The 14,895-nt window shown below is 64.0% G+C and carries 14 protein-coding genes; 10 read left to right on the forward strand and 4 right to left on the reverse strand.

What is annotated here, in order from left to right; genetic code table 11:
* Nucleotides 1–89: 89 nt before the first annotated feature.
* A complete protein-coding gene (locus ABFK29_RS09060; protein WP_005857232.1) occupies nt 90–1,022 on the reverse strand; it encodes a pirin family protein in 933 nt (310 codons plus the stop codon).
* 208 nt (nt 1,023–1,230) lie between these two features.
* Between ABFK29_RS09060 and ABFK29_RS09065 the strand changes: the two genes are divergently transcribed.
* The 10 genes from ABFK29_RS09065 (at nt 1,231) to ABFK29_RS09110 (ending at nt 12,833) form a co-directional block, all read left to right on the forward strand.
* On the forward strand, nt 1,231–2,262 hold the full coding sequence (locus ABFK29_RS09065) for a LacI family DNA-binding transcriptional regulator (RefSeq protein WP_040604288.1): 1,032 nt from the start codon (nt 1,231–1,233) through the stop codon (nt 2,260–2,262).
* Between the two features lie 117 nt (nt 2,263–2,379).
* The gene (locus tag ABFK29_RS09070; RefSeq protein WP_005857236.1) at nt 2,380–3,681 is read left to right on the forward strand and encodes an ABC transporter substrate-binding protein; all 1,302 of its coding nucleotides are present in this window, start codon (nt 2,380–2,382) and stop codon (nt 3,679–3,681) included.
* Nucleotides 3,682–3,802: 121 nt separating this feature from the next.
* Nucleotides 3,803–4,669: a carbohydrate ABC transporter permease gene (locus ABFK29_RS09075; protein WP_005857238.1), complete on the forward strand. Its 867-nt coding sequence runs from the start codon at nt 3,803–3,805 to the stop codon at nt 4,667–4,669.
* Between the two features lie 13 nt (nt 4,670–4,682).
* Entirely contained in the window at nt 4,683–5,513 is an 831-nt protein-coding gene (locus ABFK29_RS09080; RefSeq protein WP_005857240.1) for a carbohydrate ABC transporter permease, read from the forward strand.
* Between the two features lie 19 nt (nt 5,514–5,532).
* On the forward strand, nt 5,533–6,537 hold the full coding sequence (locus ABFK29_RS09085) for an ABC transporter ATP-binding protein (RefSeq protein WP_005857242.1): 1,005 nt from the start codon (nt 5,533–5,535) through the stop codon (nt 6,535–6,537).
* Complete coding sequence (locus tag ABFK29_RS09090; RefSeq protein WP_005857244.1) at nt 6,534–7,307, forward strand: L-iditol 2-dehydrogenase; 774 nt, start codon at nt 6,534–6,536, stop codon at nt 7,305–7,307. Before ABFK29_RS09085 ends, ABFK29_RS09090 begins: the two co-directional genes overlap by 4 nt.
* Before the next feature lie 67 nt (nt 7,308–7,374).
* The gene (locus tag ABFK29_RS09095; RefSeq protein ID WP_005857246.1) at nt 7,375–8,844 is read left to right on the forward strand and encodes a mannitol dehydrogenase family protein; all 1,470 of its coding nucleotides are present in this window, start codon (nt 7,375–7,377) and stop codon (nt 8,842–8,844) included.
* 182 nt (nt 8,845–9,026) lie between these two features.
* Entirely contained in the window at nt 9,027–10,151 is a 1,125-nt protein-coding gene (locus ABFK29_RS09100; protein WP_040604289.1) for an acetate/propionate family kinase, read from the forward strand.
* Nucleotides 10,152–10,294: 143 nt separating this feature from the next.
* Entirely contained in the window at nt 10,295–11,314 is a 1,020-nt protein-coding gene (gene dusA / locus ABFK29_RS09105) for a tRNA dihydrouridine(20/20a) synthase DusA (protein WP_005857249.1), read from the forward strand.
* Nucleotides 11,315–11,564: 250 nt separating this feature from the next.
* Complete coding sequence (locus tag ABFK29_RS09110) at nt 11,565–12,833, forward strand: calcium-binding protein (protein WP_198135696.1); 1,269 nt, start codon at nt 11,565–11,567, stop codon at nt 12,831–12,833.
* Between the two features lie 6 nt (nt 12,834–12,839).
* Here the strand turns inward: ABFK29_RS09110 and ABFK29_RS09115 are convergent, their stop codons facing one another.
* Genes ABFK29_RS09115 through ccmI form a run of 3 tightly spaced genes read right to left on the reverse strand, consistent with a single transcriptional unit; the run spans nt 12,840 to nt 14,794 of the window.
* On the reverse strand, nt 12,840–13,076 hold the full coding sequence (locus tag ABFK29_RS09115; RefSeq protein ID WP_005857253.1) for a DUF1289 domain-containing protein: 237 nt from the start codon (nt 13,074–13,076) through the stop codon (nt 12,840–12,842).
* Between the two features lie 24 nt (nt 13,077–13,100).
* Nucleotides 13,101–13,571, reverse strand: coding sequence for a Holliday junction resolvase RuvX (gene ruvX, locus ABFK29_RS09120; RefSeq protein ID WP_005857255.1), 471 nt, complete (start codon nt 13,569–13,571; stop codon nt 13,101–13,103).
* Nucleotides 13,568–14,794, reverse strand: coding sequence for a c-type cytochrome biogenesis protein CcmI (gene ccmI, locus ABFK29_RS09125; RefSeq protein ID WP_005857257.1), 1,227 nt, complete (start codon nt 14,792–14,794; stop codon nt 13,568–13,570). The genes ruvX and ccmI overlap by 4 nt, the downstream gene beginning before the upstream one ends.
* Nucleotides 14,795–14,895: the final 101 nt, after the last annotated feature.

Here is a 14,895-nt window from a genome sequence, read left to right on the forward strand (position 1 = left end):
TGCCTTGACCACCTGATTGGGGCAGCGGACGGCCAACAGCGGGGCGCACGGCCGAAGCCGTGAAAGCTACGACCGTTGGCTCCGAGCCGTCAGGGCAGGGGAATGTGCTCTTCCCGGTCGCGGGGCGGCAGATCGAACATGCCCTTGCCCCAATGCGCTGCGCGCCATTCTTCCTTGGCGGCTTCGATCTTTTCGCGCGAGGAGGCCACGAAGTTCCACCATATGTAACGTGGGCCATTGAGTGTTTCGCCCCCCAAGGCCATCAGGCGCGCGCCTTCCGGCCCGGCTTCGACGGTGATCGCGTCGCCGGGGCGGAAGACCATCATGCGGCCTGCCTCGAACGTCTGGCCTGCCACACGGACCGAGCCAATGGAGACATAGATGCCGCGGTCCTCATGATCGTCGGGCAGGGGGAACCGCGCGCCGGCTTCCAGCGTCACGTCCAGGTAGAACGTGTCGGAATAGAGCGTGGCTGGTGCCGTCGCACCGAAGGCGCGGCCAAGGATCAGACGGGCGGACACACCGCCGTCGTTGAATTCCGGCAGGCTGGCCTTGCCGTGGTGCTCGAACACCGGATCGCTGTCTTCGCGATCCTCGGGCAACGCGATCCAAGTCTGGATGCCGAACAGACTGTTGGGACCGGAGCGGCCCTCGGCGGAGGTGCGTTCGGAGTGCGTGACACCCTTGCCGGCAATCATCCAGTTGAGCTCACCGGGTCGGATGACCTGATCTGCGCCGGTGGAGTCTCGGTGGTGGAAGTCGCCGCGATACAGGTAGGTGACCGTGCCGAGCCCGATGTGGGGATGCGGGCGGATGTCAACGCCTTGCCCGGTCAGGAACTCCGCCGGACCGGCCTGGTCGAAGAAGATGAACGGGCCGACCATCTGGCGTTGCGGGGCGGGCAGGGCGCGCCGCACCTCGAAATCTCCAAGGTCGCGCGCACGTGGCACGATGACTGTTTCGATGGCGTCGGGTCCCGCATCGTCGGGATGCCCCGTGGTCAGATTCGGATTCCAGCTCATGTCGATGGCTCCTGTGCGACAGTTGACCGTGGGATGATGATAGGCACCGCAGGGGCACGTGGCCACTCACGGATGCTGCGCAGGAACAAACACTTGACCCCCGTTTGCGGCGAACAATACTATCTTGTTAAAATGTTTCGCGCGTAAAGAAAATGGCCGGTGTTTGCGGAGAAGGCGGGCGGTGGTGCCGTGGGACAAGGAGCAAAGAATGTCGGACCAGAGAATTCGGAACATGGAGCAATTTGCGACGGTCTGCGGCATCTCTCGTCCAACCCTGTCGAAGTACTTTCATGACCCCTCCAGCGTGCGAAAGTCGACCCGTCAGAAGATCGAGGACGCGCTGGAAGAGTTCGACTACCGGCCCAATATCTTCGCGATCAACCAGAACCGGAAGCTGACGAAGAACGTCGGGATCGTGGTGCCCTATCTGGCCGATCCGTTCTTTGCCGAGATCGCCCGAAACATCGAGACCATGGTGATTGAGGCCGGCTTTCGTCCGATACTCCTGTCGTCGCACGGCAGCACCAGCCAGGAGATCGAGAACCTCGACAGCCTCCGGTCGATCAAGCCTGCCGGGGTGTTGATGGCCCCCCTTGGCCGCGCCTCCGACCGCATTGCGTTGGAAGCCTTTTGCAAGGATGTGCCGTCCGTCTTGTTCGACAGCAATATCAGTGAGTTGGGCGATGTATTTGTGGGGCACGATAACCTTCAGGCCACCACGCTGATCTGCGATTATCTGTGCCGAACGGGCACCTCGCCGGCCTTTTTCGAGATGCGGACGCCGACCAACCCGAACGCCTACCGCAGGCGCAAGGCCTACTCTGAGGCGATGGAACGGGAGGGGCGGCCCGTGCATCTGTTGCAGGTCGAGGGCGAGGACTGGGAGTTCGAACGGATCGGCTACGAAGGCGGGCTGAAGCTCATCGAGGAGCGCGGCCTGCCATCCGACACCATCCTTTGCTCAAACGACCGTCTCGCCATCGGGCTGCTGGCGGCCGCGTACGAAAAGGGTTTGCGCGTGGGGCGTGGATTCGGCACCTCGTTGCGCATCGCCGGGCACGATGACCACCCGTACTCGCGTTATACCTGCCCGTCACTCACGACCGTCAGCCAGGACTATACGGCAATCGCAGAACGCAGCGTCGACCTGCTGTTCAAGTTGATCGAGGGCGGTGAACGCACTGATATCCGCCGGGAAATCCTCTTCGAAGGCAAACTTGTCATGCGAAACTCTGCGTAAAGTTTCTGCGCTGCGGCAAGAAAGAAATTTACGGGAGTAAAGAAATGGATTGACGGAGTGCGACACTTGGTCTTAGCTATTGCCAGTTCGATCCAAGAGACCAAGGGAGGAAATTGGATGAAACTGAAGAGCGCACTGTTCGCAGTGAGCGCGCTCGTTTCTGTTGCCGCCACCGCGGCCACGGCCGAGACGCTGACCATCGCGACCGTCAACAACGGCGACATGATCCGGATGCAGGGTCTGACGAGCGACTTCACCGAAAAAACAGGTCACGAAGTCGAGTGGGTCACACTTGAGGAAAACGTGCTGCGCCAGCGCGTGACCCAGGACATCGCCACCAAGGGCGGTCAGTTCGACATCATGACCATCGGCATGTACGAAACGCCGATCTGGGCCAAGAACGGCTGGCTGGTGGCGCTGGACGATCTCAGCGACAGCTACGACGCCGGTGACATCCTTCCGGCCATGCGCGACGGCCTCTCCTACGACGGCACGCTTTATGCTGCGCCGTTCTACGGTGAATCTTCGATGATCATGTACCGCACCGACCTGATGGAAAAGGCCGGGCTGGAGATGCCGGACGCCCCGACCTGGGATTTCATCAAGGAAGCGGCCGCGGCGATGACCGACAAGGACGCGGAAATCTACGGCGTGTGTCTGCGCGGCAAGGCCGGCTGGGGCGAGAACATGGCCTTCCTGACCGCCATGTCCAACTCCTTCGGCGCGCGCTGGTTCGATGAGGACTGGACCCCGCAGTTCGACAGCGATGCATGGGCGACGACCCTGAACTTCTACCTCGACCTGATGAACAACTACGGTCCTCCGGGTGCTTCAACCAACGGTTTCAACGAGAACCTGGCGCTGTTCCAGCAGGGCAAGTGCGGCATGTGGATCGACGCCACCGTGGCGGCGTCCTTCGTGACCAACCCCGATGACTCGACCGTGGCGGACAAGGTTGGCTTCGCGCTGGCGCCGGACGCCGGCAACGGCAAGCGGGGCAACTGGCTCTGGGCGTGGGCGCTGGGTATCCCGGCGGGCACCGCCAAGGAAGACGCGGCCAAGCAGTTCATCGAGTGGGCGACCTCGAAGGACTACATCGAACTGGTTGCCGAAAACGAAGGCTGGGCCAACGTCCCCCCGGGCGCGCGCACCTCGCTTTACGAGAACCCGGAATACCAGAAGGTGCCGTTCGCCCAGATGACCCTGGACAGCATCAACTCTGCGAACCCGCTTGAGCCGACCGTGGACCCGGTTCCGTACCAGGGTGTGCAGTTCGTCGCGATCCCCGAGTTCGCCGGTATCGCAACCCAGGTCGGGCAGGAATTCTCGGCAGCGCTGGCAGGCCAGCAGTCGGCAGAAGAAGCGCTGGAAAAGGCGCAGTCGATCACGGCTGAGGAAATGGAAGCCGCAGGCTACTAAAGCCTCCTCCCCGGTCCGGGGGCGACCGCTGCAGGTTGCCCCCGGACCAATCTGAATAACTCACATTTCATTCATGAACGTTCCGTGCGGCTGCCGTGCCGCCGGTGAGGGAGGACGTCACATGGCAACGCAACATTCGCGATCTGCCGCGCGGCTGATGATGGCACCCGCCGTCGTGCTGCTTTTGGGCTGGATGCTCGTACCCCTGCTGATGACGCTGTATTTTTCGTTCAAGAAGTACCTGCCACTGCGCGGCGGCGATCTTGGCTGGGCCGGCTTCGACAACTATGTGCGCTTCGTGACGTCCAGTGCCTTCTGGCCCTCGGTCATGACGACGCTGATCATCGTCGGCGGCGTGCTGGTCATCACCGTCGTCCTTGGGGTCTTCCTGGCACTTCTGCTGGATCAGCCGATGTGGGGGCAGGGCATCGTCCGACTTCTTGTCATCGCCCCGTTCTTCGTGATGCCTACCGTGTCGGCGCTGGTCTGGAAGAACATGTTCATGGACCCGGTGAACGGCCTGTTCGCCCACCTCTGGAAGTTCTTCGGAGCAGCACCCGTCGAGTGGCTCTCCAACGCCTCGCTGACCTCGATCATCATGATCGTGTCGTGGCAGTGGCTGCCTTTCGCGACGCTCATCCTGCTGACCGCGATCCAGTCGCTCGACAGCGAGCAGCTCGAAGCGGCGGAAATGGACGGGGCGCCGGCGCACTCCCGCTTTGCATACATCATCCTGCCGCACCTCGGCCGGGCGATCACCATCGTGATCCTGATCCAGACGATCTTCCTGCTGTCGATCTTCGCGGAAATCTTCGTCACCACCCAGGGCTCGTTCGGCACACGGACGCTGACCTACCTGATCTTCCAGCGTGTGCTGGAAAGCCAGAACGTCGGGCTCGGGTCCGCCGGGGGTGTCTATGCCATCATCCTTGCCAACATCGTTGCCATCTTCCTGATGCGCATCGTCGGCAAGAACCTGGACGCGTGAGGGAGGACTGAACATGGCTCGCGCAGTCACAAGCCAGCGCAAGGCGCTGAACACCGCAATCGCCTGGGGGATCGGCCTGCTGATCTTCTTCCCGATCCTCTGGACCATCCTGACCAGCTTCAAGACCGAGGCCCAGGCCATTTCCGACCCGCCGGTCTTCCTGTTCTTCGACTGGACGCTGGAGAACTACGGGGTCGTGCAGGAGCGCTCGAACTACATGCGGTTCCTCTGGAACTCCGTCATCATCGCGGGCGGCTCGACCATCCTCGGGATCATCATCGCGGTGCCCGCCGCATGGTCGATGGCCTTCGTGCCTTCACGGCGGACCAAGGACATCCTGCTCTGGATGCTCTCAACCAAGATGCTCCCCGCAGTCGGCGTGCTCTATCCGATCTACCTGTTGTTCATCAAAATGGGTCTTCTCGACACCCGTGTCGGACTTGTCATCGTGATGATGCTCATCAACCTGCCGATCATCGTCTGGATGCTTTACACCTACTTCCGCGAAATTCCGGGCGAGATCCTGGAAGCCGCGCGGATGGACGGTGCCAGCCTGAAGGAAGAGATCCTCTACGTGCTGACACCGATGGCAGTACCGGGGATCGCGTCCACGTTGCTCCTGAACTTCATCCTCGCCTGGAACGAGGCGTTCTGGACCCTGAACCTGACCGCCGCCAAGGCGGCGCCGCTGACGGCTTTCATCGCCAGCTACTCCAGCCCCGAAGGGCTGTTCTACGCAAAACTCTCGGCGGCGTCCGTCATGGCCATCGCCCCGATCCTGATCATGGGCTGGTTCAGCCAGAAACAACTCGTCCGCGGCCTGACGTTCGGCGCGGTGAAATAAGCGAGGGGGGAGAAGTAACATGGGACGTATCCAACTGAAATCGGTCAAGAAATCCTTCGGAGACGTGACCGTCATCCCGCCGCTCGACCTGGACATCGAAGATGGTGAGTTCGTCGTCTTCGTCGGACCGTCGGGCTGCGGCAAGTCCACCCTTCTGCGGCTGATCGCCGGACTGGAGGACGTCACGGGCGGCCATATCCAGATCGACGGGCAGGATGCCACGGCGCTTCCGCCCGCCAAGCGGCGGCTGGCGATGGTGTTCCAGTCCTACGCGCTTTACCCGCACATGACGGTGCGCAAGAACATCGCCTTTCCCATGAAGATGGCGGGCGTGCCGGAAGACGAACAGAAGCGGCGCATCGACGCCGCCGCAAAGGCCCTGAACCTGGCGGACTATCTGGAACGGCGTCCGGGGCAACTGTCGGGCGGGCAGCGCCAGCGCGTGGCCATCGGTCGTGCGATCGTGCGCGAGCCCGCCGCCTTCCTCTTCGACGAACCGTTGTCGAACCTCGACGCGGCGCTGCGTGTGGGGATGCGGATGGAGATCAGCGAGCTTCACAAGAAGCTGGCCACCACGATGATCTACGTGACCCACGATCAGGTCGAAGCGATGACCATGGCCGACAAGATCGTCGTGCTGCGCGCGGGCCATATCGAGCAGGTCGGCTCTCCGCTGGAGCTGTACCGGGAGCCGCGCAACCTCTTCGTCGCCGGGTTCATCGGCTCGCCCAAGATGAACCTCATCGAAGGGCCGGAGGCGGCCAAGTACGACGCGCACACCATAGGCGTCCGGCCAGAGCATCTGCAGGCCTCGACCGAGGCCGGGACCTGGAAGGGTGTTGTCGGCGTGTCCGAACACCTCGGCTCTGACACGTTCCTGCATGTTCACGACAGCGGGCTGGCCGAGACGATCACCCTGCGCGTCGGCGGCGAGTTCGGCCTGCGCCATGGCGACACCGTCTGGATGACGCCCGAACCCGACAAGATCCACCGCTTCGACGCGAAGGGCCTGCGCATCGCATGAAAAAACTGGACGGAAAATCCGCGCTGATCACCGGCGCGGCACGGGGCATCGGCAAGGGGTTTGCCGATGCCTACCTGCGCGAAGGCGCGACTGTTGCCATCGGCGACATCGACATCGCGGCGGCAGAGGCAACGGCGGCGGAACTGGGGGAGGGCGCCTATGCCGTTCACCTCGATGTGACGCAACAGCATAGCATCGACGAGGCCATCGCCGGTGTCGTCGAACGCGCGGGCAAACTCGACATCCTTGTGAACAACGCCGCCGTCTTCGACGCGGCCGAGACGGTGGACATTACCCGCGACAGCTATGACCGGCTGTATGCCATCAACGTGGCGGGTACGCTGTTCACCATGCAGGCCGCGGCGAAACAGATGATCGCGCAGGGGCACGGCGGCAAGATCATAAACATGGCCTCGCAGGCCGGTCGGCGGGGGGAAAGCCTCGTTCTCGTCTACTGCTCTACCAAGGCGGCGGTGATCTCGATGACGCAATCCGCCGGGCTGAACCTGATCAAGCACGGCATCAACGTGAACGCCATCGCGCCGGGCGTGGTGGACGGCGAACACTGGGTCCACGTCGATTCCATGTTTGCCAAGCTCGAGGGCAAGCCGCTTGGCCAGAAGCGCCGAGAGGTCGAGGCGAGCGTGCCCGCAGGCCGCTATGCCCTGCCCGGGGACCTGTCCCCCATGGCGGTTTTCCTGGCGTCGAGCGCCGCCGACTACGTGGTGGCCCAGACCTACAACGTCGACGGCGGGCAGTGGATGAGCTGACCGCCGAGCGGCCCCTTAATTGACATGTCGGGAGGCGTTGCTTCCCGCCCATCCCTGAGAGGTTCCCATGGCGACCAGACTTTGCGACGCCAACCTGTCCGATTTGCCCGAAGCCATCGCGCGCCCCACCTACGACCGGGGCGCCGTGACGCCCGGGATCGTGCACATCGGGCTGGGCAATTTCCACCGCGCGCACCAGGCCTGGTATCTCCATCGTCTGATGCAGCAGGGCGAAGCGCTCGACTGGGGCATCATCGGCGCCGGTGTCCGCGCCTATGACGAGGCGCAGCGCCAGAAGATGGCGGCGCAGGACTACCTGACCACGCTGATTGAGCTCGACCCGAAGGGCACCTCCGCCGAGGTGGTGGGTTCCATGATCGGCTACGTGCCGATCGAGGAGGGGAACGGCCCGCTGATCGCGCAGATGGCCGATCCGGCGATCCGCATCGTGGCATTGACCGTCACCGAAGGCGGCTACTACCTCGATCCGGCGACCAAGAAGTTCGACCCGTCCCATCCCGACATCCAGTACGACGTGGCCAATCCCAACGCGCCCCGGACCGCTTTCGGCGCCATGGTGGCAGCCCTGCGGCGGCGGCGCGATGCGGGTGTCCCGGCCTTCACCTGCCAGAGCTGCGACAACCTCCCCGGCAACGGCGAAATCATGCACATGGTCATCGTCTCGCTCGCCCGGTTGATGGATACCGACCTCGCCGACTGGATCGAGGCGAATTCCGCCTTCCCGAACTCCATGGTCGATTGCATCGTGCCCGCCACCGGACCGAAGGAACTGGCGTTGGTGCAGGACTTCGGCATCGACGATGCGGTTCCGGTGACGCATGAGAACTTCCGCCAGTGGGTGATCGAGGACAGGTTTTGCGCTGGTCGCCCTGCGTGGGAGAACGTCGGCGCCACGATCACCGACCTCGTCCATGACTACGAGGCGATGAAACTGCGCATCCTGAACGGCGGCCACCAGGTTATCGCCGCCCCGGCAGATATCCTCGGCATCGAGACGATCCACGCGACTATGGATCATCCGGAGATCAAGGGCCTCTTCCGCAAGATCGCGCTGGAGGAAATGGCGCCGCACATCCACGCCGTGCCGGGCATGACTCCAGAGGCCTATGTCGACCTCATCGACGAACGGTTTTCCAACCCGAAGATCGCCGACACCGTGCGCCGCGTGGCATTCGACGGATCGTCGCGGCATACCGGGGCGGTGCTGCCGCAGATCCGCGATGCCGTGGCCAAGGGGACGCCGCTGGACGGTCTGGCGCTCTCGCAAGCGCTTTGGGCGCGGATGTGCGAAGGCACCCGCGAGGACGGTTCCGAGATCGTCGCGAACGATCCGGTCTGGGACGACCTGAAGGCCGTGGCTCGGGCCGCGAAGACCGATCCCGCAGCCTGGCTCGGCCAGCGTCATTTCTACGGTGCACTGGCAGACGATCCGCGGTTCGCCGCGGCGTTCGAAAAGTGGTTGCGTATGCTCTGGTCGGACGGGACCGTGGCCACGCTCAAGGACTATCTCAACTGAGACGGTACAGGTGCCCGGGGCAGTGCCGGGCCTGACTGACGTCGGCGCCTTTCCGGTTCTGGACCGCCGGTGGTTGGCAGGGCGTGCTTTGGGCGATACCCATCCGGATGCGACACGGCCCTGCGGCGGCGCCGACGACACTCGGGGCCGCGACTTCGCAGGGCGCCGAGTGGGGGGAAACCATGACCGATGCCGTCCTTGCGCTGAACACCGGTTCTTCCTCGGTGAAATTCGCGGTCGCTCCGGTCGCCGCACCTGAGGAGCCGCTGCTATGGGGCGCAGCGGAACGTCTTGGTTCGGACAAGGCCACGCTCTCGCTTTGCCGGCAAGACGGCGGCAAGCAGGCGCAGGCTTGCCCCGAGGCGGAACACGCCGGTGCGCTGCACCGTCTTCTGTCGATCTTGCAAACGGAACGCCCCGATTTCCGGATCACCGGCGTCGGGCACCGCATCGTGCACGGCGGGCCCCGCTTCACGGAGCCGGAGCGGATCACGCCCGAGGTACTGTCCGCGCTCGAAGACATCGTCCCTCTCGCGCCCCTTCATCAGCCGCACGGGATAGGCGCGATCCGCGCGGCGCAGGATCTGTTCCCGGGCGCTCGCCACGTCGCTTGTTTCGACACCGCCTTTCACGCGACGAAACCCTTCGAACACGACGCATACGCCTTGCCACGCCGTTTCTACGACGAAGGCATCCGCCGCTACGGTTTCCACGGGCTGGCCTGCCAATCCATCTGTAGCGCGCTCCTGTCCGAGGGCTTCCCTGTCGCCACCACGCGTCTGGCAATCGCGCACCTCGGCAACGGCTGCTCAGTCACTGCGGTCGTGAACGGGCGGTCCGTGGCAACCAGCATGGGGTTTTCGGTGCTCGACGGGCTGACGATGGGCACCCGGTGCGGCGCGCTGGACCCGGGTGTGATCCTCCACCTGCTGCGCAACGGTCATTCTGCGGAAGAGGTCGAAATCCTGCTGTACTACAGGTCCGGGCTTTTGGGGCTGTCCGGCGTATCGAGCGACATGCGCGACCTGACCGCCTCTGACCTGCCAGCGGCGCAAGAAGCCGTCTCGTACTTCGTCGCCCGCGTGGTCGGCGAGGTCTGCCGGGCAGCGGGGGCCATGGGCGGTCTCGATGCGCTGGTGTTCTCCGGTGGCATCGGCGAAAACGCGGCCTCCATCCGCGAGACAGTCATGCAAGGCATCTCTTTCCTGCGGGGCAGGGACGGCGGCGCGGTCGAGGCGTTGGTGCGGGGCGCCCGGGAAGAAGACGTTCTGCTGTCGGCGGCGGCACGGTTTTCAACCCAGCCGTAAGGCGAACACCTGCCGACGTTGCCTCCGCCCCGCATCGCAGGCAAAAAGGTGCACCGATTTGCGATCAGGCCAAAAAATGGTTGCACCGCGACGCCGATCAAAGGCAAACGCCGGCGACACGGATACGCAAGTTTACAGGGATCATGCGCACACAGGCCGATTATACCGCCGGAGCCGACGTCAGAACGGCCGCCCGCCTGTCCGTCGCACCCATGATGGATTGGACAGACCGGCATTGCCGCGTGTTTCATCGGTTCATGTCGAGGCATGCGCTGCTGTACACCGAGATGGTGACGGCGCCTGCTCTTGTGCGCGGGGGGGCTTTGCACCTGCTCGATCACGATCCCGGGGAGCACCCCGTCGCCTTGCAACTGGGCGGGTCCGACCCGTCGGAATTGGCGGAGGCGGCGCGCCTTGGCGCAGCGGCCGGGTATGACGAGATCAACCTCAACTGCGGCTGTCCTTCCGACAGGGTGCAGTCGGGCACTTTCGGCGCGGTCCTGATGAAGAATCCGGATACGGTGATCCGCTGCGTCGAGGCGATGCAGGACGCGGTCGATGTGGACGTCACGGTGAAATGCCGGATCGGCGTAGACGACCAGGACCCTTGCGTTGTGCTGCCCGAATTCCTGGCCCGACTCGGTGCCGCGGGCTGTTCGCGGATCTCGATCCATGCGCGCAAGGCGTGGCTTCAGGGCCTGTCGCCGAAGGAGAACCGGGATATTCCGCCGCTCGACTATGATCTGGTGATGCAGATGCGTGGTCTCTTTCCGCACCTGCATCTGTCGGTGAACGGCGGCATCGGTTCGCTGGATCAGGCGGTGGGTTTCCTCGATGCTGGGCTGGACGGGGTGATGGTGGGGCGGGCCGCCTATCATCAGCCCTGGGATATCCTGGGCGAAGCGGATGCGCGCATCTGGGGCGACCCCCAGACCCGGCGCGGTCGCGAGGACGTGGTCCGCGACATGCTTCCGTACATCGAGCGCCATCTGACAAGAGGCGGCCGCCTGCATCAGGTGACGCGTCACATGCTCGGCCTTTTTGCGGGGTGTCCCGGTGCACGGCGGTGGAGACAGGTACTGTCGACGGACACGACACGCGACGGTGCCGGTCCGGCCGTCGTCGAGCGTGCGCTGTCGGAAGTTGCCGCCCGGGCCGCCTGAGCCGCGCGCCGACCTGACGCCAAACAGAATCAAGCGATTCAGAGCTTGGGCGCGATTATGGTTAACGTGTTCAACGAACCGTGCATGCATGTGCGACTGTCCTAGATCTGTAAACAATAGGCCGCAATCATGCCCACTTTCCCTCAAAGGTGCTGGAATTACGAAAAAAATTGATAAAGTGTTAAAAATTACGCACGCTGATTTTCATGCTGCTAAAATTGGGGGTTATTGAGCTATGTGGGTGCTTTCCTTGCTGCCTTTTCTGCTGCTCGCCAGTCTCGGGGGACTGTTCGACAGCGATGACGACGATGACAATGAGTCCTTCCCGACCGAAGGCCCGACCGACAACGGCACGGATGGTGGCGGCGGCACCGATGGGCAAGAAAATCCCGGCATCCCTATCCCCCCGACGGTGAATGCTGGTACATCCGGGGACGATACGGAAACGCTTGGCAACTCTAACGACCGCTACATCGCCTATGAAGGCAACGACGTCGTTAACGGTGGCGCAGGCGACGACCGGATCGACGGGCGTGAAGGCAACGACACGTTGATCGGGGGCCCGGGAGACGACGTTTTGTTCGGTGGCACCGGCAATGACGACCTGTCGGGCAACGGCGGCAACGACACGCTGCTTGGCGAGGCGGGCAACGATACACTCAGCGGCAACCTCGGCGAGGACAAGCTGGTTGGCGGTGCTGGCAACGACGAGATGGACGGTGGCCCGAACGACGACAAGCTGGTCGGCGGCTACGGCAACGACACCTTGATCGGCGGTCTGGGCAACGACCTCATGAAGGGCATGGAAGGCGCCGACCTGCTGGATGGGGGCGCGGGCAACGACACGATCTTTGACGGCACCGGCAACGACACCGTGCTGGCGGGCGACGGCAACGATGCAATCAGCCTTGAGGACGGTGTCAATACTGTCGAGGCGGGCGCGGGCGACGATGCCTTGGTCGCAAACGGCGGGGCGGGCACCATCGACATGGGTCTTGGCAACGACAGCGTTTCGGTGACTGGCGACGGCACGGCCACATCTGCCGCCGAGACGGGCCTATACGACATCGAGCTTGGCGACGGTGACGATGTGTACGGCGGGATCAACGACAATGCCACGGTCGACGGCGGCGCAGGCAACGACACGCTGGTCGGCAACGGCGTTCTTGTCGGCGGGGACGGTGACGACGAACTGGCCGGGTCGGGCATGATGACCGGCGGCGCGGGGGCGGACATGTTCTTTGGCAGCGCGGTTGCGGGCACGATCACCGACTTCAACCCGGGTGAAGACATGATCCTGTTCCAGATCCCCGAAGACGATCTCGACGACACCACGCTCTCGATCACCAACAACACCGACGGCTCCTCTCTGGTCGAGGCGCGGGTGAACGGTACGGTCGTGGCGAGTGTGATGTCGGCGACTTCGGTCGGGGCGTCGGACGTCGCGATCCAGGGTTATGACGGCGATGTTCCGATCGCCGTCGCCGATCCGGCACCGGTTCCGCCCGTAGCGGCCTGACCGGCGCTATCCACGCTCCTTCAGACGCGCCGCGCGACCGCCGCGGCGCGTTGCGATTCTGGACTTTCGCGTGGGAAGGACGGACATGATCTCGCGCCGCTCTTCCGACGTCATGCGCGACCAGTTGGCGATCTCGTCGACCGTGCGCAGGCACCCCACGCAAAGCCGGGCGGCGGGATGCACGGTGCACAGCTTGACGCAGGGGCTTTCGATCTCATCGCGTCGCCAGACGTCGTCCTTCATGCGGTTTGCCTTACTGCTCTCTTGTCATGCGCCGAGGAACCGCAACCGGTCCAACGCTCCTTGCAGGATATAGGAGGCCGCGACATGGTCTATGACCTCTGCGCGACGTTTCCGTGTCGTATCCGCCTCAAGCAATGCCTTTTCTGCCGCGACGGTGGACAGCCGTTCGTCCCAATAGCCGATCGGACCGTCCCAGAGCGCGGCGAAATTGCGGGCGAAGGCGCGGGTGGACTGGCACCGGGGTCCCTCTGTCCCGTCCATGTTGCGGGGCAGGCCAAGGATCAATCCGCCGATGCGGCGCCCTGCGATCAGGGCCTGTAGACGCTCCGCATCGACACCGAACTTCTTGCGCTTCACGGTCTCCAGCGGCGTGGCGACGGACCTCAAGCCGTCCGACACCGCCACACCGATGGTCTTCGTCCCGAGATCCAGCCCCATCAGGGCCTGCATCGGCGGCAGAGCGGCGGCAAAGCCCTCGATCGTCTCGTGGATCACTCCGACACCCCGGCACTGCGGGCTGCGTCCCGAATGGTCTGAAGCGCGGCCTCGTTTCCGGCAAAGACGGTCTTTGCCTCCGTCCAGATTGCGCCCGCGCGCTCCGTATCGCCGAGCACCGCCAGCGAGGAGATCAGACGTGCCCATTCCTCTGGCGCACCGCCTTCGTTGGCGAGCCGCTCCGACAGCTGGTTCACCATGCCACGGATCATCTCCTGCCGTGCCTCCGGCGTCATGTCCGCGGCCGCATCCATGTCGGACTGCGACGGGCCGCGTGCCGTCGGAAGCGGCGGCAGCTGGAAACGCGTCTCGCCCGCCCGCATGGCCATTTCCTCGATCTGTGCGCGCAGCGGCGCCACCCACGGATCGTCCGGCTGGCTGTCCGACAGGAGGTCGCGCCACATACGGAAGCCCCGGTCGGGCCGCCCGATCTGCGCCATCATCAAACCGCCATAGAACCGCGCAACGCCGTTTTCGGGATCGCGGCCAAGGGCCTGCTCCAGCGCCTTCTGCGCCTCGGGCGAGACATACCCGTTCGCCGCCAGCACCATCATGTCGGCGAGGTTGGCGTAGTCTTCTGCCGTGGCCTGGTCGCCCTTCAACTCGATGATCTTCTGCTGGGCCTGGTAGGACGCGCGGTAGTTCCCCAAGGCTGCTTCCGAGCGGGCCAGCAGGATCTGGCCCTGCAGTTCGTTCGGCCGTGCCTCGACAGCGGCACGCAGCTTCACCACGAGGTCCAGGTATTCGTCCGGCGCGTCATCCGGCATCGGTGCGGGCAGGCGCGCCTCGGCGTCGGCCTGGCTGGTGCGGTTCTTCAATGCGTCGGCGGCGGCGGAGAGGCGCATCTGCAGCGGCTGGTCGCGATACCCCGGTACGCCAAGCGCGAGGTACAGACCGAACCCGCCGACCAGCAGCACCAGAGTCAGAAGGCCGGCGGTGACCCGGCTGACCCCTTTCGGCTGAGCAACGGACGCGTCGTTTACCTGTGCCTTGGCATCGGCGGAAAGAAGGCGGCGCGAGATTTCGAGCCTCAGGCGCTCGGCCTCTTCGGCGTCGATCTTCCCGCGGGCCGCATCGTTGTCGATTTCCGAAAGCTGGTCGCGGTAGACCTGCATGTCGAAGGCCTCGGCCGGACCCGTTTCCCGTGTGCCTCGCAGGACCGACCAGCCCAGCCCGGCCGCGACCACCAGCGCAACCGCGCCTGTCAGGATCCAGAATACCATCTTGCCTCCTCTTCGTTCGCTCTGATCTAAGCGCGCGGGCCGCCCGACAAAAGGGCAAAAGGACCCGGTGAGAACCCATGTCGCAACTGCGCACCGGAATG

This window comes from Sagittula stellata E-37, from assembly GCF_039724765.1.
GTDB lineage: Bacteria > Pseudomonadota > Alphaproteobacteria > Rhodobacterales > Rhodobacteraceae > Sagittula > Sagittula stellata.

What these genes read in the sequence shown, in the direction of transcription:
- ABFK29_RS09060 (WP_005857232.1), bottom strand. Translation starts at nt 1,022, where the DNA reads ATGAGCTGGAATCCGAATCTGACCACGGGGCATCCCGACGATGCGGGA.
- ABFK29_RS09065 (WP_040604288.1), top strand. Translation starts at nt 1,231, where the DNA reads ATGTCGGACCAGAGAATTCGGAACATGGAGCAATTTGCGACGGTCTGC.
- ABFK29_RS09070 (WP_005857236.1), top strand. Translation starts at nt 2,380, where the DNA reads ATGAAACTGAAGAGCGCACTGTTCGCAGTGAGCGCGCTCGTTTCTGTT.
- ABFK29_RS09075 (WP_005857238.1), top strand. Translation starts at nt 3,803, where the DNA reads ATGGCAACGCAACATTCGCGATCTGCCGCGCGGCTGATGATGGCACCC.
- ABFK29_RS09080 (WP_005857240.1), top strand. Translation starts at nt 4,683, where the DNA reads ATGGCTCGCGCAGTCACAAGCCAGCGCAAGGCGCTGAACACCGCAATC.
- ABFK29_RS09085 (WP_005857242.1), top strand. Translation starts at nt 5,533, where the DNA reads ATGGGACGTATCCAACTGAAATCGGTCAAGAAATCCTTCGGAGACGTG.
- ABFK29_RS09090 (WP_005857244.1), top strand. Translation starts at nt 6,534, where the DNA reads ATGAAAAAACTGGACGGAAAATCCGCGCTGATCACCGGCGCGGCACGG.
- ABFK29_RS09095 (WP_005857246.1), top strand. Translation starts at nt 7,375, where the DNA reads ATGGCGACCAGACTTTGCGACGCCAACCTGTCCGATTTGCCCGAAGCC.
- ABFK29_RS09100 (WP_040604289.1), top strand. Translation starts at nt 9,027, where the DNA reads ATGACCGATGCCGTCCTTGCGCTGAACACCGGTTCTTCCTCGGTGAAA.
- dusA (WP_005857249.1), top strand. Translation starts at nt 10,295, where the DNA reads ATGCGCACACAGGCCGATTATACCGCCGGAGCCGACGTCAGAACGGCC.
- ABFK29_RS09115 (WP_005857253.1), bottom strand. Translation starts at nt 13,076, where the DNA reads ATGAAGGACGACGTCTGGCGACGCGATGAGATCGAAAGCCCCTGCGTC.
- ccmI (WP_005857257.1), bottom strand. Translation starts at nt 14,794, where the DNA reads ATGGTATTCTGGATCCTGACAGGCGCGGTTGCGCTGGTGGTCGCGGCC.